This window comes from Anabaena sp. FACHB-1237 (assembly GCF_014696225.1).
Classification (GTDB): domain Bacteria; phylum Cyanobacteriota; class Cyanobacteriia; order Cyanobacteriales; family Nostocaceae; genus FACHB-1237.
In genome coordinates this window covers 17,688-43,039 of the sequence record NZ_JACJPV010000034.1, presented here as the reverse complement: position 1 = coordinate 43,039, position 25,352 = coordinate 17,688, and the positions used below count along the sequence as shown (strand labels likewise).

General features: G+C 33.0%; 26 protein-coding genes. 16 read left to right on the top strand and 10 right to left on the bottom strand.

Annotated features, from left to right (window positions below; genetic code table 11):
* Window positions 1-114 precede the first annotated feature (114 nt).
* On the bottom strand, window positions 115-321 hold the full coding sequence (locus H6F32_RS15425) for a transposase (protein ID WP_242031153.1): 207 nt from the start codon (window positions 319-321) through the stop codon (window positions 115-117).
* Between the two features lie 351 nt (window positions 322-672).
* Between H6F32_RS15425 and H6F32_RS15420 the strand changes: the two genes are divergently transcribed.
* From H6F32_RS15420 to H6F32_RS15395, 6 genes are all read left to right on the top strand, one after another.
* On the top strand, window positions 673-918 hold the full coding sequence (locus tag H6F32_RS15420) for a DUF433 domain-containing protein (RefSeq protein ID WP_313926653.1): 246 nt from the start codon (window positions 673-675) through the stop codon (window positions 916-918).
* A gap of 82 nt (window positions 919-1,000) precedes the next feature.
* Complete coding sequence (locus H6F32_RS15415; protein WP_190370196.1) at window positions 1,001-1,369, top strand: DUF5615 family PIN-like protein; 369 nt, start codon at window positions 1,001-1,003, stop codon at window positions 1,367-1,369.
* A 161-nt stretch (window positions 1,370-1,530) separates the two neighbouring features.
* Window positions 1,531-1,779, top strand: coding sequence for a DUF2281 domain-containing protein (locus H6F32_RS15410; RefSeq protein WP_190370195.1), 249 nt, complete (start codon window positions 1,531-1,533; stop codon window positions 1,777-1,779).
* A 1-nt stretch (window position 1,780) separates the two neighbouring features.
* Window positions 1,781-2,173, top strand: a complete 393-nt coding sequence (locus tag H6F32_RS15405) for a type II toxin-antitoxin system VapC family toxin (RefSeq protein WP_190370194.1) — start codon at window positions 1,781-1,783, stop codon at window positions 2,171-2,173.
* Window positions 2,174-2,652: 479 nt separating this feature from the next.
* A complete protein-coding gene (locus H6F32_RS15400; RefSeq protein ID WP_190370193.1) occupies window positions 2,653-4,002 on the top strand; it encodes a protein kinase domain-containing protein in 1,350 nt (449 codons plus the stop codon).
* Window positions 4,003-4,055: 53 nt separating this feature from the next.
* Window positions 4,056-6,698 carry a chloride channel protein gene (locus H6F32_RS15395; RefSeq protein ID WP_190370192.1) on the top strand — a complete coding sequence of 881 codons (2,643 nt, stop codon included), beginning with the start codon at window positions 4,056-4,058 and terminating at the stop codon, window positions 6,696-6,698.
* 320 nt (window positions 6,699-7,018) lie between these two features.
* Here H6F32_RS15395 and H6F32_RS15390 read toward each other — a convergent pair whose 3' ends face one another.
* The 5 genes from H6F32_RS15390 to H6F32_RS15370 all read right to left on the bottom strand — a co-directional run bounded on the left by H6F32_RS15390 (window position 7,019) and on the right by H6F32_RS15370 (window position 9,943).
* On the bottom strand, window positions 7,019-7,804 hold the full coding sequence (locus H6F32_RS15390) for an MBL fold metallo-hydrolase (RefSeq protein WP_190370191.1): 786 nt from the start codon (window positions 7,802-7,804) through the stop codon (window positions 7,019-7,021).
* A 17-nt stretch (window positions 7,805-7,821) separates the two neighbouring features.
* Entirely contained in the window at window positions 7,822-8,412 is a 591-nt protein-coding gene (locus tag H6F32_RS15385) for a glutamine amidotransferase-related protein (protein ID WP_190370190.1), read from the bottom strand.
* A gap of 201 nt (window positions 8,413-8,613) precedes the next feature.
* On the bottom strand, window positions 8,614-9,081 hold the full coding sequence (locus H6F32_RS15380) for a diacylglycerol kinase family protein (protein ID WP_190370189.1): 468 nt from the start codon (window positions 9,079-9,081) through the stop codon (window positions 8,614-8,616).
* Window positions 9,082-9,270: 189 nt separating this feature from the next.
* Complete coding sequence (gene ybeY, locus H6F32_RS15375) at window positions 9,271-9,765, bottom strand: rRNA maturation RNase YbeY (RefSeq protein ID WP_395939622.1); 495 nt, start codon at window positions 9,763-9,765, stop codon at window positions 9,271-9,273.
* A 19-nt stretch (window positions 9,766-9,784) separates the two neighbouring features.
* A complete protein-coding gene (locus H6F32_RS15370; protein ID WP_190370187.1) occupies window positions 9,785-9,943 on the bottom strand; it encodes a DUF3285 domain-containing protein in 159 nt (52 codons plus the stop codon).
* A gap of 381 nt (window positions 9,944-10,324) precedes the next feature.
* Between H6F32_RS15370 and H6F32_RS15365 the strand changes: the two genes are divergently transcribed.
* From H6F32_RS15365 to H6F32_RS15355, 3 genes are all read left to right on the top strand, one after another.
* Entirely contained in the window at window positions 10,325-11,023 is a 699-nt protein-coding gene (locus H6F32_RS15365) for a hypothetical protein (protein WP_190370186.1), read from the top strand.
* A gap of 380 nt (window positions 11,024-11,403) precedes the next feature.
* A complete protein-coding gene (locus H6F32_RS15360) occupies window positions 11,404-12,165 on the top strand; it encodes a DUF1350 family protein (protein WP_190370185.1) in 762 nt (253 codons plus the stop codon).
* Between the two features lie 192 nt (window positions 12,166-12,357).
* Window positions 12,358-13,494 (top strand): PP2C family protein-serine/threonine phosphatase, encoded by a 1,137-nt coding sequence (locus H6F32_RS15355; RefSeq protein WP_190370184.1) that lies wholly within the window; start codon window positions 12,358-12,360, stop codon window positions 13,492-13,494.
* An 89-nt stretch (window positions 13,495-13,583) separates the two neighbouring features.
* On the opposite strand, the gene grpE is transcribed toward H6F32_RS15355, so the two are convergent.
* Window positions 13,584-14,216, bottom strand: coding sequence for a helix-turn-helix transcriptional regulator (grpE, locus tag H6F32_RS15350; RefSeq protein ID WP_190370183.1), 633 nt, complete (start codon window positions 14,214-14,216; stop codon window positions 13,584-13,586).
* 142 nt (window positions 14,217-14,358) lie between these two features.
* Here grpE and H6F32_RS15345 point away from each other — a divergent pair, with 142 nt between their 5' ends.
* Window positions 14,359-15,969: a SpoIID/LytB domain-containing protein gene (locus H6F32_RS15345; protein ID WP_190370182.1), complete on the top strand. Its 1,611-nt coding sequence runs from the start codon at window positions 14,359-14,361 to the stop codon at window positions 15,967-15,969.
* Window positions 15,970-16,194: 225 nt separating this feature from the next.
* On the opposite strand, the gene H6F32_RS15340 is transcribed toward H6F32_RS15345, so the two are convergent.
* The gene (locus H6F32_RS15340; RefSeq protein ID WP_190370181.1) at window positions 16,195-16,494 is read right to left on the bottom strand and encodes a ferredoxin; all 300 of its coding nucleotides are present in this window, start codon (window positions 16,492-16,494) and stop codon (window positions 16,195-16,197) included.
* Between the two features lie 288 nt (window positions 16,495-16,782).
* On the opposite strand from H6F32_RS15340, the gene H6F32_RS15335 reads away from it, so the two are divergent.
* A complete protein-coding gene (locus H6F32_RS15335) occupies window positions 16,783-17,787 on the top strand; it encodes a Gfo/Idh/MocA family protein (protein WP_190370180.1) in 1,005 nt (334 codons plus the stop codon).
* Window positions 17,788-17,797: 10 nt separating this feature from the next.
* Window positions 17,798-18,559: a type I methionyl aminopeptidase gene (gene map, locus H6F32_RS15330; protein ID WP_190370179.1), complete on the top strand. Its 762-nt coding sequence runs from the start codon at window positions 17,798-17,800 to the stop codon at window positions 18,557-18,559.
* Window positions 18,560-18,616: 57 nt separating this feature from the next.
* Here the strand turns inward: map and H6F32_RS15325 are convergent, their stop codons facing one another.
* Window positions 18,617-20,032, bottom strand: coding sequence for an isochorismate synthase MenF (locus tag H6F32_RS15325; RefSeq protein ID WP_190370178.1), 1,416 nt, complete (start codon window positions 20,030-20,032; stop codon window positions 18,617-18,619).
* Window positions 20,033-20,530: 498 nt separating this feature from the next.
* Between H6F32_RS15325 and menA the strand changes: the two genes are divergently transcribed.
* The 4 genes from menA to H6F32_RS15305 are packed head-to-tail and all read left to right on the top strand — an operon-like array spanning window position 20,531 to window position 24,041.
* Window positions 20,531-21,454: a 2-carboxy-1,4-naphthoquinone phytyltransferase gene (gene menA, locus H6F32_RS15320; protein ID WP_190370177.1), complete on the top strand. Its 924-nt coding sequence runs from the start codon at window positions 20,531-20,533 to the stop codon at window positions 21,452-21,454.
* 58 nt (window positions 21,455-21,512) lie between these two features.
* Entirely contained in the window at window positions 21,513-22,463 is a 951-nt protein-coding gene (locus tag H6F32_RS15315) for an o-succinylbenzoate synthase (RefSeq protein ID WP_190370176.1), read from the top strand.
* Complete coding sequence (locus H6F32_RS15310; protein WP_190370175.1) at window positions 22,451-23,848, top strand: 2-succinylbenzoate--CoA ligase; 1,398 nt, start codon at window positions 22,451-22,453, stop codon at window positions 23,846-23,848. The genes H6F32_RS15315 and H6F32_RS15310 overlap by 13 nt, the downstream gene beginning before the upstream one ends.
* 31 nt (window positions 23,849-23,879) lie before the next feature.
* A complete protein-coding gene (locus H6F32_RS15305) occupies window positions 23,880-24,041 on the top strand; it encodes a DNA cytosine methyltransferase (RefSeq protein WP_242031152.1) in 162 nt (53 codons plus the stop codon).
* A gap of 328 nt (window positions 24,042-24,369) precedes the next feature.
* Here the strand turns inward: H6F32_RS15305 and H6F32_RS15300 are convergent, their stop codons facing one another.
* Window positions 24,370-25,293, bottom strand: a complete 924-nt coding sequence (locus H6F32_RS15300; protein ID WP_190370174.1) for an undecaprenyl-diphosphate phosphatase — start codon at window positions 25,291-25,293, stop codon at window positions 24,370-24,372.
* Window positions 25,294-25,352: the final 59 nt, after the last annotated feature.

The window sequence follows — 25,352 nt, the reverse complement described above, 5'->3', positions numbered from 1 at the left end:
ATAGGGATCTAAATGCCGCAATTAATTTATCGCGTCTGGCTAAGGCGTGTAAGTCTACTGAGGGATAACCGCTCCCATGCTCCCATTGAAGTAGAAAGTAAAGTCTAGTTTTGTCTAGGTTTTATATGGCAGATAATGAATGTGATTACTCATAATGCACAAACCGTATAATTTAAAGTTGTATTTTTCAATTGCTTTTTTAATCGCGTAAACTAGAACTTGACGACATTCTAATTTAGTTAAGCGAAACTCACGGTTATTACATCTCACGGTAACGTGATAAGAATATTCTGGTTGTAAAATTCTAGATTTTCGAGACATTAAAAAAGTCACAAATCAGGATACCCAGGATTAAAGGATGTACAGGATAGTAATTTATAGATGGTTTATAATCATTTACATACAATCATTTAATAATATCCTAAAAATCCCCAACATCCCCACAAACAAATTTTAAATAACATCATAAAAATCATCAAATCATACAAAAAATTATCAAATAATATCCTGTAAATCCTAACATCCTGGGTATCCTGATTCATAAATTAAAATTATCAAATCCTACAAAAATTATCAAATAACATCCTGTAAATCCTAAAATCCTGGGTATCCTGATTCTGACAAAGATTGTTATAATAAAATTACCAACAAGTAGAGATAAACAATAAAATTATGACATTAGATAACTATTTTGAATTTCTTGCACCAAATGATATTCGCATTAAAGGTCATAGAATAGGTATTGAAACTATTTTACACGAATATCTGTTTAAAGCTAAAACTGCTGAAGAAATCGCTCAAACCTATAAAACCTTAACCCTAGAACAAATTTATGCCACAATTCTTTATTATCTACAAAATCAGGAATCAGTCAATCAATATATAGAAAATTGGTTAAATTGGAGTCATGAACAATGAGAACAACAACGTTTACATCCTTCCCCCATAGTGCAAAAACTGAAACAATATAAAGCTGAAAAATTAAAACAATTACAAGAAAATGCCCATTAAATATTTAATAGATGAAAATGTTGATCCCATCTATACTCTACAATTACGCAAAAGAAAACCTGATTTAACGGTGCGTGCAGTTGGTGAATTAGGAACTCCTCCTAAAAGCACCTTAGATCCTGAAATTCTTTTATGGTGTGAGGAGGAGGAGTATGATTTTATTTTAGTAACAAATAATCGCTCATCTATGCCTGTACATTTAGCAGATCATATTGCTAATAATCAACATATACCAGGTATTCTGATTTTAAATGCTGATTTTAGTATTGGACAAAACTTAGAAGAATTAATTTTGATTGCTGAATTTGCTTTTGCAGCAGAATATCAAGATCAAATCGTCTTTTTGCCTATCTCTTAGCGATTTTTTGAAAGTTCATAGTTCGTAATTGGTAGAATGTGTTAGGAGCGCGAAAAGATGATAAGATATACAAATAAATGAAATACAGGACGTAACGCACCATTGATATTGTCACAAATTAGGATGTCCAGGATTAAAGAATGTACAGGATTAGCTATATTATGACTATTGCTGACCAAATTTACTCACTCGTAAAAACACTACCCCCTGCACAAGCAGCAGAAATTCTCAACTTTGCCGAATTTATCCGTAATAAACACCTCCATACTAATCAAAATATCAATGATTCTCAAAACCTTTCTTGGGAAGAATTAGTTTATTCACTAGCTGGAAGTTGGAAAGATGATTTTCCCAGTTTAGAAGAAATTCGCAGCAGTACAGGAGAAGATGTTTTAAGGGAGAGTTTCTAAAATGTATGTTTTAGATACGAACACTTTAATTTACTATTTTAAAGGTCAAGGAAAAATTGCTGCAAATTTTGCTAAAATACCAAACCAAGAAATTTTAATTCCTACAATTGTTCTCTTTGAATTACAATTAGGAATTGCTAAATCAAATTCACCCGCAAAACGTACCCAACAACTGCAACAACTTTTAAACCGCATTAATTTAGTTGATTTTGATAGAGATGCTGCTTTTACTGCGGCTAAAATTCGCGCTGACTTAGAACAAAAAGGAACTTCAATCGGTCCAATGGATGTTTTAATTGCAGGAATAGCTGTAACATTACAAGCAACTCTTGTTACTCACAATGTTAATGAATTTTCCAGAGTTTCAGGACTGACAATTGTGGACTGGTATTAACTATAATCAATGGTAATTTTTAGATAGTTTGTTTGGTGATGTAAATTTTATTTGTCAGAATCAGGATATCCACTTTCACATTTAAAATATCAGAGTTAAATCATCAACTCCCCACCACAAATCATTCAATAACATCCTGTAAATCCTTACATCCTGGTTATCCTGATTCAGATAAAAAATACTTTTTAGAAAACTTTTTGAAAACCTGACTATGAATGAGCGCACAGATTCCCACCATACCAATACTATAACCGAAACTCGGAAATTTGTCAACAGGTTTTTCAACTTTTTTGCAACTTTTAATCATACCGCATTGGCAATATTTACTTAATGATGTAAACTAAATTATGTAAACTTTATATCTCACGGTGCGTTACCCTTCGCTCAATACTTATGGTGTGTAAATGGTGCGTTACGCTTCGCTAACGCACCCTACGTTTATCAAAAATTGAAAAGTAAAACAATCATGAATAATTATTATGCAATCTACTATTACTCTCACAATTACCACAGGTAAATTATCTGGTAAACAATATATTTTCGATAGTCCTACCACTTGTTTAATTGGTAGAAATGATGAGTGTTATTTATCCATTCCCGATGAAATTGATAAACGGGTTTCTCGCTATCATTGTTTATTAGATATTAACCCACCCCAAATCAAAATTAAAGATTTAGGAAGTTTAAACGGAACTTTTATTAATAATACTAAAATTGGTGGGAGAAAATCTGGCCAAAACCCAGAACAAGCTAGTAAGTTGAATTTTCCTGAATATGATTTACAAGATGGTGATTTCATTACCATTGGTGATACTATTTTCAAAATTAATATTATCATTCCTATAATTAAAACTCCCGAACCTATAACTCCTCACATAATTAAACCAGAAATAAATAAGAAAGTTAATTTATTTAATATTGTCAAAAACTTAATTCAATTAGCAATAGAAGGAAAAAAAGAATTACAAAGATTACGCAATTATCAAATTATTAAATCTATTGGTAAAGGTGGTTTTGGAGAGGTTTATTTAGCCCAAAATTCCCAAAATCATCAATGTGTAGCTTTAAAAGTCATGTTACCAGAAAAAGCCCAAGATGAAAATTATATCCAAATGTTTATCAGAGAAATTGAAAATCTTAAAGCCTTAAATCATCCTCATGTGGTGAAATTATTAGATAATGACTATGCAGAAAATATGTTTTTCTTAGTTATGGAATATTACGAAGCTGGTAATGTTGATGATTTAATAAAACAATTAGGAGGAAAGTTACCTGTAGATATGGCTGTAGATATTATCTTACAGGTTTTAGATGGTTTAATCTACACTCATAATGCCGAAATTCCCTATGTAAAATTAAAAGATGGAGGTTATGGAAAAGGTAAAGGTTTAGTTCATCGTGATTTAAAACCCAGTAATATTTTCCTCTGTAATATTAATGGTAAATTAACTGCTAAAATAGGTGATTATGGTTTAGCCAAATCTTTCGATTTAGCAGGTTTAAGTGGACAAACTTTAACTAAAAGTATTGGAGGAACACCTGGTTTTATTCCTCGTCAACAGGCGTTAAAATTTAAAGAATGTAACCCAGAAGTTGATGTTTGGGCAGCAGCAGCTTGTTTATATAATATGTTAACAGGATATGTTCCCCGGAATTTTTGCAGAGATCCTTTTATGGATGTTATCGAAAATGATCCTATACCCATTTTACAACGTAATCCTCATATTCCTCCAAAATTAGCTAAGGTGATAGATTTAGCATTGGTTGAAAAGCCAGAAATTCATTTTAAAAATGCTGATGATTTTAAAAAAGTCCTGCTTTCAATTTAAAATTAAGACTGACAATTAATCAACAATTAATCAACAATTAAAACCTACCATTTATGATTTCTTTGGCGTTACTAACCCAATATATTCGCCAATTATGGCAACCTAGAAGCGGTTTAGCTATAGCAGAAGCATCTGTGATTGGTATTGTAGCAGCTTTATCTGCTGTATTACTTAAAGAAGCCGTCGGTTGGTTGGGAACATGGCGAGTTCATAGCACACATATATTACCTGCTTGGCTAATCTTACCTATGATTGCTACAAGTTTAGGTTTTTTTGCGGGTTGGTTAGTCCAAAGATTTGCACCAGAAGCAGTAGGTAGCGGTATTCCCCAAGTAAAAGCCACTTTAGCCAACGTACCATTGAAACTATCATGGCGCGTGGCCATAGTCAAATTAATTGCCACCATTATTACATTAGGTTCAGGTTTGACATTAGGTAGACAAGGACCGACAGTACAAATAGGAGCTAGTTTAGCGGCGGGTATGAGTCGTTTAGTTCCTACTTCTCCAGAACATCGTCGACAAATGATCGCTGCTGGTGCAGGTGCGGGTTTAGCGGCTGCTTTTAATGCTCCTTTGGCGGGAGTATTATTTATTATTGAAGAATTATTACAAGACTTATCGGGTTTAACTTTAGGCACAGCTATTATAGCGGCTTTTATTGGGGGGGTAATTTCACGGTGGTTAAGTGGCCGCAGTTTGCAATTAGATTTACAATTAATTAATTATTCTACAAGTTTTTCATTATTAGAAATTCCCGGTTTTTTAATATTAGGAATATTTGCAGGAATTTTAGCTGCGTTATTTACTAAAGGTTTAATTTTCACTATTAAAATTTATCAGCAATTACATATTAGTTTACCGTTAAAAGTAGCTTTAGCTGGGTTTATTTCCAGTATTTTTATTGCTTTATTACCAGAATCTTTTCGAGATAATGCTGGTTTGCGAGAATATATGATCGCTAGTGAACATAATATTAGTTTAGCAGCGATCGCTTTTATTGCCCAGTTTATTTTAACATTAATTGCCTTTGGTTCAGGGGCACCAGGAGGATTATTTGCACCTAGTTTAATTTTAGGTTCTTGCTTAGGCCATATTATTGGTGTGACTCAATTTATCATATTTGATATTGGTTCTCCTATTACCTACACTTTAGCAGGAATGGGAGGTTTTTTTAGTGCTGTTTCAAAAGTTCCTATTACCGCTATTGTGATTATTTTTGAAATGACCACAGATTTTAATTTAGTGTTACCATTAATGATTGTATGTGTCACTTCTTATTTAGTAGCGGAGAAAATTGTACCAGGTTCTTTATATACAAAATTGCTAAATCTCAAGGGTATCACTTTAGAAAAAAATGATGCAATGGTAGGTTTATTATCTCAATTAACTGCTGATAATGTCATGCAAAAACAGGTACAAACCTTAAATTGTGATTTAACATTAGCGGATGTGATGCAAGTTTTTTATCGTTCTCATCATCACGGTTTTCCAGTGGTAGAAAATAATCAATTAGTAGGGTTAATTTGTCAGTCAGACTTACAGAGAGTTAGGAGAAATTTTACTCCTGAAAATACCTTATTAAAGAATATTATGACTACTCAACCAATTACGGTAAAACCTGAAGATAAATTAACTCATGTTCTCTACTTATTAAACCGTTATCATATTAGTCATTTACCTGTAATAGATGGCAAAAAATTAATTGGTATTATTACTTATGCAGATATTATTAAAGCTGAAGCAGATCATATTAATGGTGAAAATAATAGTAATCAAAAAATTACAGGTTTTATCAATGAACCATCTTATATAGTATATCAAACTCGTTCTCCTAGTATTGGTAAAGGGAGAATATTAGTAACCCTTGCTAACCCAGAAACCGCAGAAAATTTATTAGAAATTGCTGTGAATATTGCCAGCGATCGCCATTATGAAATAGAATGTTTACAAGTAATATTAGTATCTCGTTATACTTCCCCCTCGGAAAGTGCGGTAAAAACGGCTAAAAGTCGGCGTTTATTAAGAAAAGCAGAATCTTTAGCTAAGAGATTTAATATTCCTATTCATACCCAAATTCGTGTTTCTCATGATCTTACTCAAGCAATTTTAGAAACCATTAATGAACGACATATCAACTTAATTTTAATGGGTTGGAAAGGAAATACATCTACACCAGGGAGAATTTTTGGTAATGTAGTTGATATGATCATTCATCAAGCGATGTGTGATGTAATTTTAGTTAAATTTGGTGATAATTTCCAATCTCTTCAGCAAACAAAGAGATGGTTAGTACCCATGTCAGGCGGACCAAATGCACCCCTAGCAGTGAATTTATTACCTTCATTAATTACAGCATCTTCTGATACAGAAAATATGGAAATTTGTTTAATCCAAATATATAAACCTTTCATAAATAACCCAGATACCACAGTATTAGAAACTGCAATTTCTCAATTACTATGTTATCCTCAATTGGAAAATGCGGTTATTTATCAATGTTTACAAGCTGACTCTGTGGTAGAAGAAATTATCAATTTAGTCAATATTGAAAATTATGAAATTGTCATTTTAGGTGCTTCCTGTGAAGGTTTATTACAACAAACAATACAAGGAAATATTCCCGAAGCAATAGCTTCTAGTGTTGACAGTACAGTAATTTTAGTCAGAGGGAAAATGAGAGATAATATGGTATAATCTTGTCACCATCATCCTACAGCGATTTTCATTTAGTTCAGCCAGAAAATTTAGAATCCCTAAATGAAGCGATGACAATCGCAGTTAATTATATTACAGAAGATGATGCCGTCAACTGGTTCAACCACTGTAGCTTATTTACATGAAAACTGCTATAATTACGAAAAAATACCGATCATTGTGTAAATTCTTGTTAATAGTATAGTTGTGAACTATTGGTAGGGACAATTCATGAATTGTCCCTACATCTTTTTCACAAGATGTCTAATAGCTGACTCCTGAATTCTTGGGCAACCACAGAGGGTTTGCCGCTACCGACATTAAAATTTATAACTCAAAGTTTGAATTTCTGTAGTTTCTGGTAAACTTTTAGCATTAATCACCATAGTATCAGTATTATTGCGATTAACTTTAATATTAGGCATTAAATTAATAAAATCATCTACTGGAGTAATATCACATTTAGCCTTATCCTTATCAGCCGCTTGAGTGCGATAATGGGTAGGAATGATGATTTTTGGGTTTAATGCTTGAATGTTTTGTTTTGCTTCTTGAGCATTATAGGCTTTAGCACTACCACCTACAGGAATAAATACTACATCAGGAGTACTCATAAGTATCTTTTGTTCTAAAGTAATAGGTGCTGCTATTCCCCCTAAATGCAATAGGTTGACTCCTCCCATAGTAAATTTCCATACTATGTTTTTACCAAATTTTTTGCCATTATAACGATCATGATCAGTTGCAATACCCTCAATTTTCATACTGCGAAATTCGTAAACTCCTGGCTGATATACTAGTTTAGGATTTCCTGGTAATTTTTCAACGAAACCTTCATCTAATAATTGACTACTAATTAATACTAAGTCTGCTTGTACTTTAATAGGACGATATCCTGCGGTACAACCAATGGTTTTAAAGGGGTTGATGAGAACCTTTGTATTATCAGCAGTTAGTAAAAAACAAGTATGGCCTAACCATTGAATTAATACATTGTTTTTTTGAGCTTTTGTTTGACCATTAACTGGTTGATTCCCTGTAAAATTGGCGAGGATCACTGTCGTTAAACCTGCACCTGTATAGCCTATTAATTCACGTCGCTTCATTATATACTTACACCTAATTATGCCAATTGTACTAGAAAGTTTCTGAGTAAGTCTTTACCCAAAGAAGTTAATACGCTTTCTGGATGAAATTGGACTCCTTGAATATGGGGGTAGTTCCGATGTCTCACACCCATGATTGTACCATCTTCTACCCAAGCTGTAATTTCTAATATTTCTGGACAGGTTTCTTTTTCTATGACTAAACTATGATATCGGGTAGCAGTGAAAGGACTTTTTAATCCTTGAAATACTCCCACTCCAGTATGATAAACTGGAGAGGTTTTACCGTGCATTAATTCTGGGGCTGAGATAATATTACCTCCGAATATTTGTCCAATGCTTTGATGTCCTAAACATACTCCCAGTATAGCTATTTGTGATCCTAATTGAGCGATCGCTGCTAAGGAAACTCCCGCATCTTCAGGACGGCCAGGACCTGGTGAAATTACTATAGCATCAGGTTGTAATTGTTTAATTTCTTCTACAGTAATTTTATCATTACGAAATACTTGTATATCTTGAGCAATAGGAAAATCTCTGGCTAATTCTCCTAAATATTGCACGATATTATACGTAAAACTATCATAATTATCAATGACTAAAATCACAATTTTTACCTAATTTTATTGTAGTTGTCAGGAGTCAGGAGAATATTTTACCAATTACTAAGCTAATGTGCAGCACTCACTGTATAATTAAAAAACCTGAAGTTACAGTAGCACAAGCATCTTGCTTGTATTAATTATTCAAGTTAAAGGTACAACAGCTTATATCCCCAACGGGAGGCTACCGCCAACACGAATTACCAATCACCAATAGGAAAGAATTAAAGTAGCTAAAGGTGGTAATAATAGAATACCTCCTACTAATAATGCTGCCATAGCGGAAATGAGTACAGCACCCGCAGCGCAATCTTTAGCAATTTTGGCTAATTCATGATAAGACTGTTTCACAGTTAAATCTACTATAGACTCTATAGCAGTATTTAATAGTTCTAAAGTCATAACTAAACCGCTAGTAATAGCAATTATGGCTATTTTTACTGTTTGCAAATGCAGCAATACACTTAAACCAATGGCTACAATACACATCACTACATGAATGCGAAAATTCCGTTGTGTCTGTAAACCATAGACAATACCCGCCCAAGCATATTTAAAACTAAGAAATAAGTTAGTGGCTATTTGCCAGGAAAGTCGTCTATCGTTAGACATAACTTTTGCTAGGTTATTTGGCAAGTCACTAGTTGTATGTGGTGTGGAAACTTTCTGGGACATAGAGAAAAGTATAACTATGTGGGGAAGACAAAGCGCGGTATGATCATCAATATAGCAGGGAATAATTGAGAATTGACAATTGATAGTTGATGTTTGACACAATTGTAACAATTGCAGTCATAACAATTACTACATTTACAAATTACAGATCATTCCCAAAGCTGAATACTGAAAGCTGACGGCTAACTACTATAAGTCAATAATAATACTAACTCCTTTGAGGAGGGTAACTTGTTGATTGAGCATTGACAAGAGTCTTTCTTCATCGGGATGGTCCCAACCCAGAAGATGTAATAAGCCATGAGCCGCTAACCATGCTAATTCTGTAGATAGGCTATGTCCCTGTTGTTGAGCTTGACGTTTTGCTGTATCTATAGAAATGATGATATCTCCTAAATATAAGGGTAGAGAGCTACGCATTTCCTCATTTTGTGGTAAGTCTGTTTCTAGGGATGCAAAAGCTAAAACGTCTGTAGGCTGATCAATAAGACGATATTGAGCATTTAAGATTTGAATGTCTGAGTCATCGGTTAAGCGCAAACTCAGTTCATAACTAGGTGCCGGTGGTAAATCGTTATTAAGCATTTCTAACCACTGATTAAACCATTCTTGCCAAGTTTTATCAGTTATTGTTTGCTGTTTTTGATTGTCTATTAAATTATCCAGGTATAATTCTAATTCTATTGGCACTATTTTTCCTCGGTTAACGGGTAAGGTAGGCCAAAGCAACTAGGACTGTTAATAGTCCTATAGTGGTAAGTCCAAAGTGTAGCAGTGATTTACTACCTTTTCTGACCATGTTTCGCATTGCTAGTTTAACATAGCTAGGTTGTGGTTCTGGACGACTGGGTGTATTTTCCATAGTTTCTGGGTAGTTTATTGGTGATGGATAATATAATAAGTCATTGCTAATTTTTTCAAGGCAGGACTTATACAACTAGTACAGCTTGGCGTAAATAAACAAACCATTCTAAATCGTCCAAAAGCCTATACTGTCTTGGTTTTGAACCCATGATTTTTGAATGCACGACTTCCACCCTGCGGTACTAGCGCGTTGGTAGCTTGCGTCAGACATCAAGAATCTGTTTATTTGCATGGTTTATGGTTTCTAACCTACCCTACAACAGATTTTTAGTGTAAGACTTGCGTAAGTCCTGAAAATCATTCTAGCATATAAATGATACGGATTATAAAATTATTGATGGTTATTATAGTTGGTTAATTACACAAGGATTTAATAACTGTGGAAAATGATTTACAAAAATTGGATATTAGTAACAGTGAATTGGTAGAAATTACTAATTTACCTGTGAATAATAAATTGATTATTATTACTGCTCATCTACAAAAAATGCTTAATAAGCTAGTCGCTAAAGCTAAAAATACAGAAATTACTACCATAGCTTTTGTGGGACTATCTATAATGGTTGTTGTTTATTTGTTTTTGAAATTGATATCAATATTTTTTCCTGTGCATCCACTAATTTTATTAATTATTATTCTTTTTTGGGTGGGAGGAATGACTCAAACTATCTTATATATTTTCTGGATGATGCGAAATAAAACGTTGAAAGAAAATAGCAGTAATTCTTTAAGAATTTTACTAGCTGAAGTAGAAAAGTATAATGCTATTATTAAAGCCATAGATATTAATGATCAAATTGAATCTGTGGGCAACCCAACGGTGGCAATTCAAGAAAGAGAAAAAGTAATTATGGCTTTAAAAATGACTAGAGATGATCTAATTCGCGCCCTGAAAACTGAAAGAATTATTCGAGAAAATAAGAATTTTATTATTACTAATTCTGAGTTATTTGTTAGTAATTTGGCTTCTTTAGCAGCTATGCAGGTAACGGAACAGGCGACGGAACATGGTAGGTTACTCAATGAAGCGTTACAAATTTCTCTGGATGTGCAAAATGAGATGAAACAATTACATTAGGACTTACGCAAGTGTCACACTAAAAAATCTGTTGAGTGGGTGTGTCAGATATCAACAATTTGGTTATTTACATGATTTATACTGTCTGACGTGGTTGGTAAGCTTGTGGAACCACACCCTACCAATGTGCTGGATGTGCAAAATGAGATGAAATAATTACATAATTAATTGAGAGTTGAGAATTGGTGATTGATTGGTGTTGGCGGTAGCCTCCGGTTAGGGATATGGTGATTGGGTAAAATATAATTCTCCTGATAATTCTCCTGACTCCTAACATGAGCCAGGGAATGAATTCTCTGTCTAAAAGCTAAAGTCGCTTAAAACCGACTAATTTTACTAATTATCAACTTCCAACTCCTGACTCCTGACTCCTAAAAATTATGAACTGGAAAGAAATTAGAGGTAACTGGGTTCTTATTCCTCGTCATCCTATCGGTATTATTCACTTTTTGGGTGGTGCTTTTGTCGCTACTGTGCCTCATGTTACCTATCGTTGGTTATTGGAACATCTGGCGGATGCTGGTTATGTGATTATTGCTACTCCTTTTTTGAATAATTTAGATCATATAGCGATCGCTAAATCTGTGTTAATTAACTTTGAACGTACTTTGGAAAAACTACAAGACTCCACTAGCTTAGGGGAACTATACCTCCCCATCTATGGAGTAGGACATAGTATGGGTTGTAAACTGCATTTACTCATTGGTAGTCTTTTTTCTGTAAAACGCGCTGGTAATATTTTCATATCCTTTAATAATTTTGCTGTGAATGAGGCTATACCCTTAGTAGAACAGTTTAATTCTAATTTAGATATTGAATTTACACCTACACCCACACAAACCAATGATATGATCTATGAAAGTTATCAAATTCGGCGCAATTTAATTATAAAATTTAATAATGATACTCTGGATCAATCAGTAGAATTAAAAGAAATATTGGAGGATATCTTCCCAAATATGGTGACATTAAAAATTTTACCAGGTAACCATACTACACCCTTGGGACAAGATATAAAATGGCAACCAGGAACATCTTTCAGTGCTATTGATGCTGTGGGACAATGGTTTAAACAAGAAATATATCGTGATTTAAGGCGACTTAAACAAGTCCTATTATTTTGGTTGAATCCAGTTTCATAATCCTGATTATCATTGATCATAATTCTAAATTATAGAGAATTATGATCCAAGTGGTAAACCACAAGAATTACAATTGATGCAAATTAAAATTTATCAAATTTGTCTGTTTGTTTATTGTACTTCACTGATATTAAATTTGATATTAAATTTTGTCCTATGTCTTGCAAGTTCTGAATATAAATTATTTTTCTTATGATTGAAATCTTAGTAGTTGATGATGATAGATCAATCCAAGTATTTTTGAAAAGAATATTAGAAAAACAGGGTTATCAAGTTATTAGTGCGAGTACAGGAGAAGAGGGAATTTTAAGAATATTAGATTCACCACCTGCTTTGATTATTTGTGATTGGATGATGCCGGGTTTGAGTGGCTTAGAAGTTTGTGATATTATTAAGAAAAATCCTCAATTATCCACAACATTTTTCATTTTATTAACATCTCTTGATTCTACAGCAGATCGAGTTAAAGGACTAGATGCTGGTGCTGATGATTTTATTAGCAAACCTATTGAACAAAATGAATTACAAGCAAGGGTAAGGGCAGGTTTACGTTTACATCAATTAAGTGAAGATTTACAAAGGCAAAAGAAACTATTAGAAGCAGAATTAGCAGAGGCTACAGAATATGTCATATCCCTTTTACCACCTCCGCTACAACAACCTTTAAATATTAATTTTAAATTTTTGCCTTCTCGACAATTAGGAGGAGATTGTTTTGATTATTATTGGTTAGACGAAAACTCTATTGCTATCTACTTATTAGATACAGCAGGCCATGGACTGAAAGCTACTCTCCCGGCAATTTCTGTATTAAATTTATTACGTTCTCGTGCTCTTAAAGAACTTAATTATTATCGGCCTAGTGAAGTTTTAGCAGCTTTAAATAACACCTTTCAAATGAATTATGAAAATGATAAATATTTTACTATTTGGTATGGAGTTTATAATATAGTTAATCGCCAATTAATTTATTCTAGTGGTGGCCATCCACCTGCGATATTATTATCAGGAGATTCGATCATTAATACTCAAGTACAAAAGTTAAAAACTCCTGGTATGCCAGTAGGTATGTTTCCTCAAACTAAATATGTGGATGCCATTTGTCAAATTCCATCTTTTAGTACCTTGTACATTTTTAGTGATGGTAGTTATGAAATTACCCTAGCAGATGGTAGTCTTTGGAGTTTAGATAAGTTTATTGAGATTCTTGTGAGTTTACAATATTCTGTTGATTCTCAATTAGATTTTATTCTTAACTATTTAATTAGTTTAAACTCTAAAGATACGTTTGATGATGATTTATCTATTTTGCAAGTTAAGTTAGATTAGTGCTTTGATTAATTCATATAGCGGTATGCACGCTATATGAGATACAACAAGTTGAGAAAAAACCTAGATTATAAAGTCTGTACAAAATTTTACATTTTAATGACAGTAGCTCTGTGTAATAATGTGCCATTTTGCATATAACCAACTCGACGAACTTTAACTAGTTCTCCAACTTGAGCATTTCCCTCCACTAATTGATGTAATTGCGGATTATAAGATATTTCTGCACCCACAGCTCCAATTTTTGTGACTTCCCAAGCTTGTAATAGTTTTTCTAAGGACTGAGTTACTAAAGGTAATATTTTTATAGCTGTTAATTCAGGATTTTCACTAACTTTATAAACTACCGTTGGCCATTGTAATAATAAGGACTCTAGTATTTGTAAACTAGATTGTTGGAATTGTTGCTGTAATACTTCTTGTTGTTGTGATAATGTTAATGAAATACGTTGATACTCCTTTTTCATTTCTTCAATTTGTTGTGATAAATACTTTTGAGATTTGGCAGCGTGTTCATCAGAGGAGAAAATTAGCAATAATTCATCTAGGGATATTTGTAATGCTCGTGATATATTTAATAATACTGATAGTCTAATTTTAGCAATATTGCCTTGGCGTAATTGGGAGATTTGCCATTGGGAAACACCAGCGACACGACTAAGAGATTTAAAGCTAGGGATATTAACTTTGTGCATGAGGTCTTGTAATTTTTGGGTAAACATATATAAATAACAAAATAGGAGCAAGAAAATAGGGAATAATCAGCATTTTACCAAGATTTTAGGCAACAAATAAGGACTAATTATCTCATAGGTAGTTAAAACCTGACTAGAATAGACAAAAGGTAAGTATAATCAAGTATCTATGAAAATATTTTTTTGGCGCTTCTGTTACAGATTAATGACACCATTATGTTTATTGGGGTTGACTGCTGCATCAGAACCAGTAAGTAAAGATCAGGATGTGGAATTACAAATTGGTATAATACAAAGATTTGGAACTAGATCTAACAGTAAAGTGGAATTATCTGCCACCAAGAGCGATCGCTTAACATTAAAATTTACCACAGGTCAACAGCAAAAAACACTAATTACTGATCAACCAGTGCAATTAGAGCCAACAATGGAAAACTTACCTCAAGCGCAATTGGAAGAGGTATTAGTTTTAGGTGATTTTCGCACTTTTGAAACCGCAGAATATAATGCTAATAAATGGCGTTATCAAGGTATAGAAGTAGAAATAGCTCAACCAGAACGTTGGCAAGTATGGGCAAAAAGGGATGTGTATAACACTCCTTTATTGAGAAGATTACTATTACAAACTATTAAAAACTCGGGTAATCTCAAGCCTTATTTAGATACTAAAATACAGCAACAAAAACCGAAAATCACCTGGAAGATAGATGGGAAAAACTACACTCCTGATTATGTAGAAATTAGCACATTTAAAGATTTAATTAGAGTCAATCAAACGGATGTTTCCCCAGAACAAAACCAGAAAGCAAGTCAACGAAAATATCTTTATCCTGGTAAACTTACTTTTCAACCTAATGCTTATGGAACATATACTTTAGTAAATAAAGTACCATTAGAAATCTATTTGCGAGGAGTTGTACCCCATGAAATTGGCATCAATGCTCCTCAAGCATCTTTAGAATCTCAAGCGATTATTGCTCGTACCTATGCTTTAAAAAATATCCGCAGATTTGCTGTGGATAATTATCAATTATGTGCAGATACTCATTGTCAAGTTTATCAAGGATTAACTGGTACTGCCAAAAATACTGATCAGGCAATTACAGCAACAAAAGGCATGGTACTAAGTTATAAAAATGAATTGGTGGATGCTTTGTATTCTTCCACTACAGGAGGAGTAACTGCTAATTTTAGTGATGTATGGGATGGGGAGGATCGTCCATATTTAAAACCAGTAATAGATAGTCCTAATAATATTTGGAATTTAGCAAGTCAGGATTTAAGTCAGGAGGAAAATTTACAAAAGTTTCTCAGTCTCAAAGATGGATTTAATGAAACTGGTTGGGATGTATTTCGTTGGAATAAAGAAACCGATATAGAGCGAATTACTAAAGATTTGCAGAAGTTTTTACGCTCTACTAAAAATTCCTATGCTAATTTTCAAAAAATTATCGCTATGTCTGTAATTAAACGCAGTGCTAGTGGCAGAATTTTAAAGTTAGCAGTGAAAACAGATATTGGTACTGTAATTTTAGAAAAAAATGATGTTCGTAGTGCTTTTTATGCTCCTGTGAGTACATTATTTTATATTAGACCTTTGAATAAAGGTGGTAAAGATATTTGGGGATATGCTTTTATTGGTGGAGGTTTAGGACATGGTGTGGGTTTAAGTCAAACTGGAGCGCAGAATTTGGCTAAATTGGGTTGGAATTATCACAAGATTTTACAATTTTATTATCCCGGAACTGAGGTGAAGGTTTTGAATCAAAACATCAAGTAATGGACAGTTAATGACTGATAAGCTAATGTGCAGCACTCACTGTATAATTAAAAAACCTGAAGTTACAGTAGCACAAGCATCTTGCTTGTATTAATTATTCAAGTTAAAGGCACAACAGCTTATCTGACTCCTGACTGCCGTAAACAAAATACACTCGTAGATATTTATGCGCTTAACTACGAGTGTACAAGTCTATCAACAATATTGTTAAAGTAGAAGATTTATTTAGTAGAGTTCTTCTTCTTTGTGAGTTTGGATAGTAACATCAGAAGTTGGAGAAGCTATACAGGTTAATACATATCCAGCTTCAATTTGATCATCATCTAAGAAAGATTGCTCAGATTGATCCACAGTACCAGAAACAATTTTACCTGCACAGGTGGAACAAGCACCTGCACGACAGGAGTAAGGTAGGTCTAAACCAGCATCTTCTGCCGCATCTAAGATATAGGTATCATCAGAAACTTCAAGAGTTGTATTTAATCCTTCAGTTTCGTTAATGAGTGTGACTTTATAAGTAGCCATTTATTATTCCTCTATTGTGTACTCGGCAGTATAAGTAAGTTATCCTAAAGCAAAGCATACAGTCATCTTAACGGGATTAACTGTTGATTGCGATTTACTTCAATTCTGATACTAAAGGAAAAGTTAAAATTTATAACAAAAAATTCATCACGATTAGTAATGAAATTTAGTTATGTATTAACAATAAGTTTTAGTTATATAAAATCTCTATTCAGGGAGATGTCAAGGGGATATGGGAAAGTATTGGTAATGATCTCTATTGGTAAACCTGATAATTGGTGATCTTTTATGTCTAGTTATAAGTTACCTGTGTCTATAAGAACTATTGGTGTGGGTTTGGTGGGTACTGGTTATGCTGCTAAACTTAGGGCTGAAGCAGTAAAGGCTGATCCCCGTGCCAATTTGCTGGCCATAGCTGGCCATGATCCCCAAAGAACTGCTAATCTAGCATTACAATATACCACCCAAGCCATGAGTTCTTGGCAAGAGTTGGTACAACGTCCAGATTTAGATTTGGTGATTATTTCCACGATTAATCAAGATCATGGTAAAATTGCCCAGGCAGCTTTGAATCATGGTAAGCACGTAGTTGTGGAGTATCCTTTATCTTTAGATGTGGACGAAGCTAAACAATTAATTGCTTTGGCCAAAACTGTCAATAAGTTACTTCATGTGGAACATATTGAACTTTTAGGAGGTTGGCATCAAACTGTTAAAGAATATTTGCAGCAACTTGGGGACTTATTTTATATCCGCTACAAAACGGTTAATCGTCAAAACCCAGCACCTCGCAAATGGAGTTATAACCATGATCAGTTTGGTTTTCCCCTGATAGGTGCTTTATCTCGATTACATCGCGTTATAGATGTATTTGGTGAAGTTTTTAGTGTGAACTGTCATCAAAGATATTGGGAAGTAGAGTCAAATTATTATCAAACTTGTATATGTACGGCAGAATTATGTTTTAGTAGTGGTTTATTAGCACAAGTTGTTTATGGTAAGGGTGAAACTTTATGGCAGTCAGAACGTAAATTAGAGATTCATGGACATAGCGGGGGGTTAATTTTAGATGGGGATAAGGGAATTTTATTACAAGGTGAAGAATCTCAATTAATTGAGGTTGGTACTCGTAGAGGACTATTTAATAAGGATACAAGTATGGTTTTAGATCATCTATTTGATGATCACCCTTTGTATGTTACGCCGGAACAAAGTTTGTACACTTTACAAGTGGCAGATGCCGCACGTAGAGCAGCAGAAACGGGATTAACAGTATTTTTAACAAAAGAGTAGAAAAGAGTTAATGAAACCTGAAACAATTGTCATTCTATCACAAAGAGAAATAGCAAAGATGCGCCGGGCTGGTAGTCTAGCGGCTCAGTTGTTACAGCATTTAGAACCGTTGGTACAGCCAGGTGTAAGTACCTTAGAACTGAATGATGAAGCGGAAAGATGGACTAAAGCGCATAATGCTAAAAGCGCACCTTTAGGTTATAAAGGTTTTCCTAAATCTATTTGTACTAGTGTTAATGAAGTAATTTGTCATGGTATCCCTAACGCAAAACAGATTCTTAAAGATGGGGATATTATTAATATTGATGTAACACCAATTGTAGATGGTTATCATGGGGATACGTCAAAGACTTTTATTGTGGGTAATGCTCCGCCAAAGGTGCAAAAATTAGTGGAAGTTACGGAGAAGTGTTTGTATTTGGGTATTGCAGAAGTCAAACCAGGGGCAAAAATAGGGGATATTGGGGCTGCTATTCAAGAATATGCGGAGTCTTTTGGTTTCTCTGTGGTGCGGGAGTTTGTGGGTCATGGTATTAGCAATGTATTCCACACTGCACCGGATATTCCGCACTTTGGCGTTAGGGGTAAAGGTAAAAAATTACGCCCAGGTATGGTTTTTACTATTGAACCGATGATCAATGAGGGAACTCATGAGTCTAAAATGTTAGCAGATGGATGGACTGCGGTAACGCGCGATCGCAAACTTTCGGCACAATTTGAACATACCGTGGCAGTTACGGAGGATGGTGTAGAAATTTTGACTCTTCCGTAGTGGAGTGCGGAGTGCGGAGTGAAAATTCTGACTCCTGACTCCTGACTCGGTGACAACTTAGACTAATGCTTTTAATAAAGCCTGTAATTTTAATTGTACTTCAGCAAATTCCTTTTCCGGATCAGAACCAGCAACGATACCAGCACCAGCATATAATCTAGCGCGATCGCCGTCAATTAAAGCCGAACGAATACCCACGATAAATTCACAATTTCCTTCGCTATCTACCCAACCTAAAGGACCTGCATATAAACCTCTTTCAAAACTTTCATAGTTAGGAATTTCTGCACAAGCAATTTCTCTATTTTCTCCTGCTACTGCGGGAGTTGGATGTAACTGATCAACAATTTGTAAAGGATGAATATGGGAAGGAACTACTGCGTTAATTGGTGTCCACAAATGTTGTATATTGGCTAATTGTCTAAGTCTTGGAGTTAATACTTGCGGAATTAAACCTAGTTGAGATAAATGTTGAGTAATAAAGTCTAATACTAATTTATGTTCGTGTTTTTCCTTGTGACTATTTAATAAGATATTGGCTTTTTCTGCATCTTCCCTAGCAGTTTTTCCTCGTGGTGCTGAACCTGCTAAAGCATCAGTAATTAATTGTTGTTTATGAATGCTAATTAGTCTTTCTGGACTTGCACCTATAAAATTTTGTCCTTGACCATTACTGGTGGAAAAAATATAACAATTGGGATGTAATTGTCGCAGATTATGTAAAGATTGTACTAGGCTAAAATCATGATGACAACTAACATCAAGAATATCCGCTAATACAATCTTTCTGATATAATTTGTATGAATTATTTCTAATGCTGATAAAACTGAAGTGGGAAATTTATTAGTATTTTTAGTAATTATATGATAGATTTTGTTGGAAAAATTATCAATCTTAATTGTTTGATTTTGTAAAGATGTAACAATTTGTAAATGTCGTTGTAAATCTTCTAAAATTCTGGTAATATTAGCATGGCAATTAATCACTACATTCATTGTTAATAAACAACGATTATTTTTGACAGATATTTGCCAAACTGGTAAAAAAACGGTAGCTGGGGGGAAAGGATAATCAGATTTTTGATACTGATCAAAAAAACTAAAGGAACAAAAAAAACGAGGTAAGGAAGAAAGATGATCACAATGAGGAAGAGTAATGATATTTTGCAGACAATTGTTAATAAATGCCTCAGCTTGAGTAAATCTATTTTTACCACTTATTTGTAACTTATCAATAGTATCAACTCCAACAATAATTTCACCTTTATCTCTATTTTCAAAGTAAAAGTTTATGCTATGAGAATGAGTGAATTTGTTCAAAACCAGTAAAGGATCAATTAAAGGAGTTTCTACAGGAATACTGACTATTTTACTATGATGATGAATGAGACAATTCTCTTGAATCTCTAATAGTAATTGATGGAGGTATTTGTAGTCTACAAAGGTATTAATGGTACATGGTGAAATTGTCATGGATGTATAAGTTAATTTTTTTTAAGTTATCTTTATCAAAGGTAATAAACTATGGTGATATTTAATAGGTAACATATTTAGTCACCATTGACCAACAAAAGACTTAACTAAGTTTTGGGTTTATCCCAAATGTAGATAGGTCGGGTTTTGTTTTGTCCATTTGCAAAGAAAAGAGTAGTTTCATGTAATGTACCATTGTTAAGTGTGATGTAAAAGTTATATTGTAGATAATGTTGTATAAATTACAATAAAATGTTAAAAAACAGAAATATAAGTCTGTAAATTTGTCTTTGCTTTGATAATCTATTACTAATCAATCATCATTGACTTTGGTAAAGTTATAATATGATTTGATGAAAGCTGATGAGGATAGCTGAATGCTGAATAATTTTTAGAATAATTTTTAGAATAATTTTTATAATTGGTATGATTTACTAGTGTTGAAAAACTGATAAATTATGATAACTTAATTGAGATAAAGTAGATGGATGAACAAAGATGATAAAAACTAATATAAACGATGTTTCAGAAACTAAAATTAATCAAGTTAGTAAAGCAAAATTATGGATGTCCGCTATTAAACCACCAATGTATAGCGTTGCTATTATGCCGATATGGGTAGGAAGTGCAGTAGCATTTGCAGAAAATCATACCTTGAATTGGCAAATATTTACATTGTTTATGAGTGCAGCAATTTTAATTTTAGCATGGGAGAATATTGCTAATGATGTTTTTGATTCAGAAACAGGAATTGATAAAAATAAACATCATTCTATTGTGAATTTAACTGGAAATAAGTCGTTAATGTTTTGGTTAGGAAATGTGTTTTTAGGGTTAGGTTTATTAGGAATATTAGCGATCGCTTTTTGGCAAAAAGATCCTACAGTAATAATTATGATTTCACTATGCTGCTTTTTAGGATATATGTATCAAGGTCCTCCCTTTAGATTAGGATATCAGGGTTTAGGGGAAATTTTGTGTTTTTTTGCCTTTGGACCATTGGGAATGAGTGCAGTATATTATAGTCAAACTCAAACATGGTCAATTACTAATTTAGCAGCTTCGGTAATTTTAGGAATTGTCACTAGTTTAATTTTATTTTGTTCACATTTTCATCAAGTTGTGGATGATATTGCTGCGGGAAAGCGATCGCCTATAGTGCGTTTGGGAACAGAAAGAGGTGCTAAAATTTTATTGTGGTTTACTATTAGCATTTATCCATTAACCCTCTTATTTATCATTTGGAAAATGTTTCCAATTTGGACATTATTAACCTATCTTAGTTTACCTTATGCCTATAAATTATGTCGTCATGTTTTAGAAAATCATAGCATACCAGATAAAGTGAGTAATTCTAAATTTATTGCTGTTGCTGTGCATTTTTTCAGTTGTTTATTTTTAGGAATTGGATTTATTATTTAGTGAAAAGCAAAGATACCGGACTTCTTTAAGAAGTCCGGTATCTGAATCAGAATATAATATGATTTATCAATTTGATTTTAGGTTATTTTCCCAAAAATTCACTCATCCAATTATTACTAATTATGGAATTTGGGAAACTCGTGAAAGTATCATTATTCGCTTAATTGATGAAGATCATAATATCACTTGGGGAGAAATCTCTCCATTGTCTTGGTTTGGTTCTGAAACCATCACACAAGCAGAAAGTTTTTGTATTCAATTACCTAAAAAAATCACTAAAGATATCATTTTGAATATACCAGATAATTTACCTAGTTGTCAATTTGCTTTTGAATCTGCTTTACAAAAATTTCCTGATGAGATAATATTAAATTTGGCATACAGTGGTTTATTACCCACAGGAAAAAAAGCATTATCACAATTAACAAATCTTTATGAAAAAGGATACAAAACCTTTAAATGGAAAATAGCAGTTAATGATATCAATGAAGAATTAGAAATTTTAAAAACACTGGTTTCTCAGCTACCAACAGCAGCAAAATTAAGGTTAGATGCTAACGGAGGTTTAACCTATTCCCAAGCTAAATTATGGCTAGAAGCCTGTGATCATTATTTAGATAAAGTTGAATTTATAGAACAACCTTTAGGAGTAGATAGATTTTTAGAAATGCAGGAATTAAGTAATAATTATTATACAGCGATCGCCCTGGATGAATCAATAGCAAACCTCAAACAAATAGAACATTGTGTTCAGCAAGGGTGGCCAGGAATATTTGTCATTAAACCTGCTATAATTGGTTCACCTTGCAAATTACGTCAATTTATTAAACAACATCCTATTGATGTGGTATTTTCATCAGTTTTTGAAACTAATATTGGTAGAAATGCAGCTTTACAATTAGCATCAGAAGTATATCAAAACCTACCTAAACATCGGGCAGTTGGTTTTGGTACTCATCACTTTTTTCAGCAGGAACAAAATTGGTTACAAATGTTATGGAACAATTAATAAAAAATCTACCAATACCTGTAAATTATGATTGGTTAATTTGTGAAAATAGCGATAAACTATCACAAATTATCGCAGAATTATCTTTACAATTAGCGAAGTTAAATAACCCGAAAATTATCATTGCAGAAAAAGAACCAGTAAGGTTTTTAGCAAGTTTTATCGCAGCATATAACATACCATCTCATATTTTTTTGTGTAACCCAGACTGGGGTAAAAAAGAATGGCAAGAAGTGTTTAATGTACTACAACCAGATATAGTTTGGGGTTTAGAAAAACAATATCAATATCAATATAATAATTCAACTTCTGAAACTTGGCAAATTAATGATTTAGCAAATAAACACAAAAATTTAATTATGATTCCCACAGGAGGTTCATCTGGTAAAATTAAATTTACCATTCATACTTGGAAAACATTAACCGCATCTGTACAAGGGATGAAAGAATATTTTGCATTAGATAAAATTAACTCTTTTTGTATTTTACCCTTATATCATGTAAGTGGTTTTATGCAATTTTTCCGATCATTTACCACAGGAGGTAAATTAGTCATTACATCATTTAAAGAATTAGAAAACATAAAAATTAATAATATTCAATCACAAATTAAAGCCGAGGAATTTTTCATATCATTAGTTCCTACCCAATTACAAAAAATCTTAGAAAATGACAAATTAACACAATGGTTATCTCAGTTTAACACAGTTTTGCTAGGAGGTGCGCCAGCATGGCAAGAATTATTAATAAAAGCGCGATATTATCAAATTAGATTAGCACTTACTTATGGTATGACAGAAACAGCTTCACAAATTGCAACACTCAAAGCAGAGGAATTTTTGCAAGGTAAGAATAACAATGGTCAAATTTTACCCCATGCAGAAATTACCATTAATGAAAATACAGGAAATATCAATATCAAATCTCAATCTTTAACATTAGGTTACTATCCGCAAATATGGGAAAATACAGATACTTTATTAGTAGATGACATTGGTTATTTAGATGAAGAGAATTATTTATATATTATTGGTAGAAATAGCGATAAAATTATTACTGGAGGTGAAAATGTTTATCCTGGAGAAATAGAAGCAGCAATAAGAAAAACCAACTTAGTGATAGATGTTTGTGTAATTGGTATGGATGATAAAATTTGGGGACAAGCAATTACAGCAATATATATTCCTCAAGATAAAAATATTGATGAGATTGAGATAAAAAATCAAATTAAAAATCAACTACAACAAGAAATTAGTAAGTTTAAAATTCCCAAATATTGGATTTCTGTACCAGAATTATCTAGGAATATTCAAGGTAAAATAAATCGTCAAGAATTGCAGAAAATAGCACAGGAATATATAATGTTAGATCCCGGACTTCTTTAATAAGTCCGGGATCTGAAAATTGGAAGAAAATATGATCAAAAACAAATTAAAAGCTATAGAATTATTTGCGGGTATTGGTGGTTTTCATTTAGGTTTGAAAAATGCCAATATTGAAACTATTTGGGCTAATGATATTAATGAATTAAGCTGTCATAGGATATCATCTATTAATATTCGTATACGAAAAAGTTGATAATCATAGTTCTTTAACTGCTAATCTAAAATTTCAGAATGTTGTTTTTGTATCCAAGGAACGTACTGGAGATTATCAAACTAGTTATGGCATAATAGAAATCTTAGGTCGTCATGGTAATAAAGATGATTTAATAGCTTTTTTAGAAGAACGCAATTTTCCATTAGATGAAATTGGACGTGAAGCACTAGCAGAAAAAATTCTAGGAATAATGTTTCATAAACCAATATTTAATATTTGATAGATTTTAGTAACTAGTAAATAAGATCCCCGACTTCTTTAAGAAGTCGGGGATCTGAACCCTTTGATATAATAACTATTAACCTGATTAACCTTGCCAACCATTAGCAAGTGCTAACAATATCACTATACCAAAAGCTAATCTATACCAAACAAACACAAAAGTATCCTTAGTTTGTAAGTAACGCATCAAAAAAGCAATGGAAAGATAGGAAAAAATGAAACTAGAAATAATTCCCACAATTAACAATATCACAAGAGTATGATCCTGTGAAAACAACTTAACTATTTTCAAACTTTTGTATAAAGTCGCTATAGTTAGAGTGGGAAAACCTAATAAGAAAGAAAACTTAGCTGCTGCATCTCTTTCTAACCCTAAAAATAAAGCCGTTGTTAATGTTGAACCAGAACGAGAAGCACCAGGTAATAATGCTATTGTTTGTCCTAAACCTACTAATAAACCATCTTTAATTTCTAAACTATCAAACCCCTTTTTCCTACTCCCAAATTTTTCTGCCAACCCTAATAACACAGACATTACTAAAGACATAATACCAATAACTAAGGCATTTTCAGGAATAGCATCTTTAAATAAAAATCCCAAAATTAAAGCTGGTAATGTACCCACAATAATACCTACTGTAATCTTCCATTCTTCTATTGTCCAATCTTTCGTTTTTACAGCCTTAATTGCCCCTTTAATTAAACCTGAAATTACTGACCAGAAATAAATTACAATAGCAATTACACTACCAAATTGAATCGCATCTACAAAATCTTTAGAACCTAATTCTTGCCATGCAAATATTTTCGTAAATATCAATAAATGCGCTGTACTACTAATAGGTAAAAACTCTGTAATACCTTGAACAATTCCTAAGATGAAAGATTGAATTAAGCCTTGTAATAAACTAACTTGATTCTCCACTCCTAATATTTGATTCCACACCAATAACAGCATATCTGTATGGTATGAATTACTGTATAAATTAAAGTTTTCAATTACTATCATTAAATTATACTCCTACTATAGATTCATAAGTAGGACTTAAGCAAGTGTCACACTAAAAA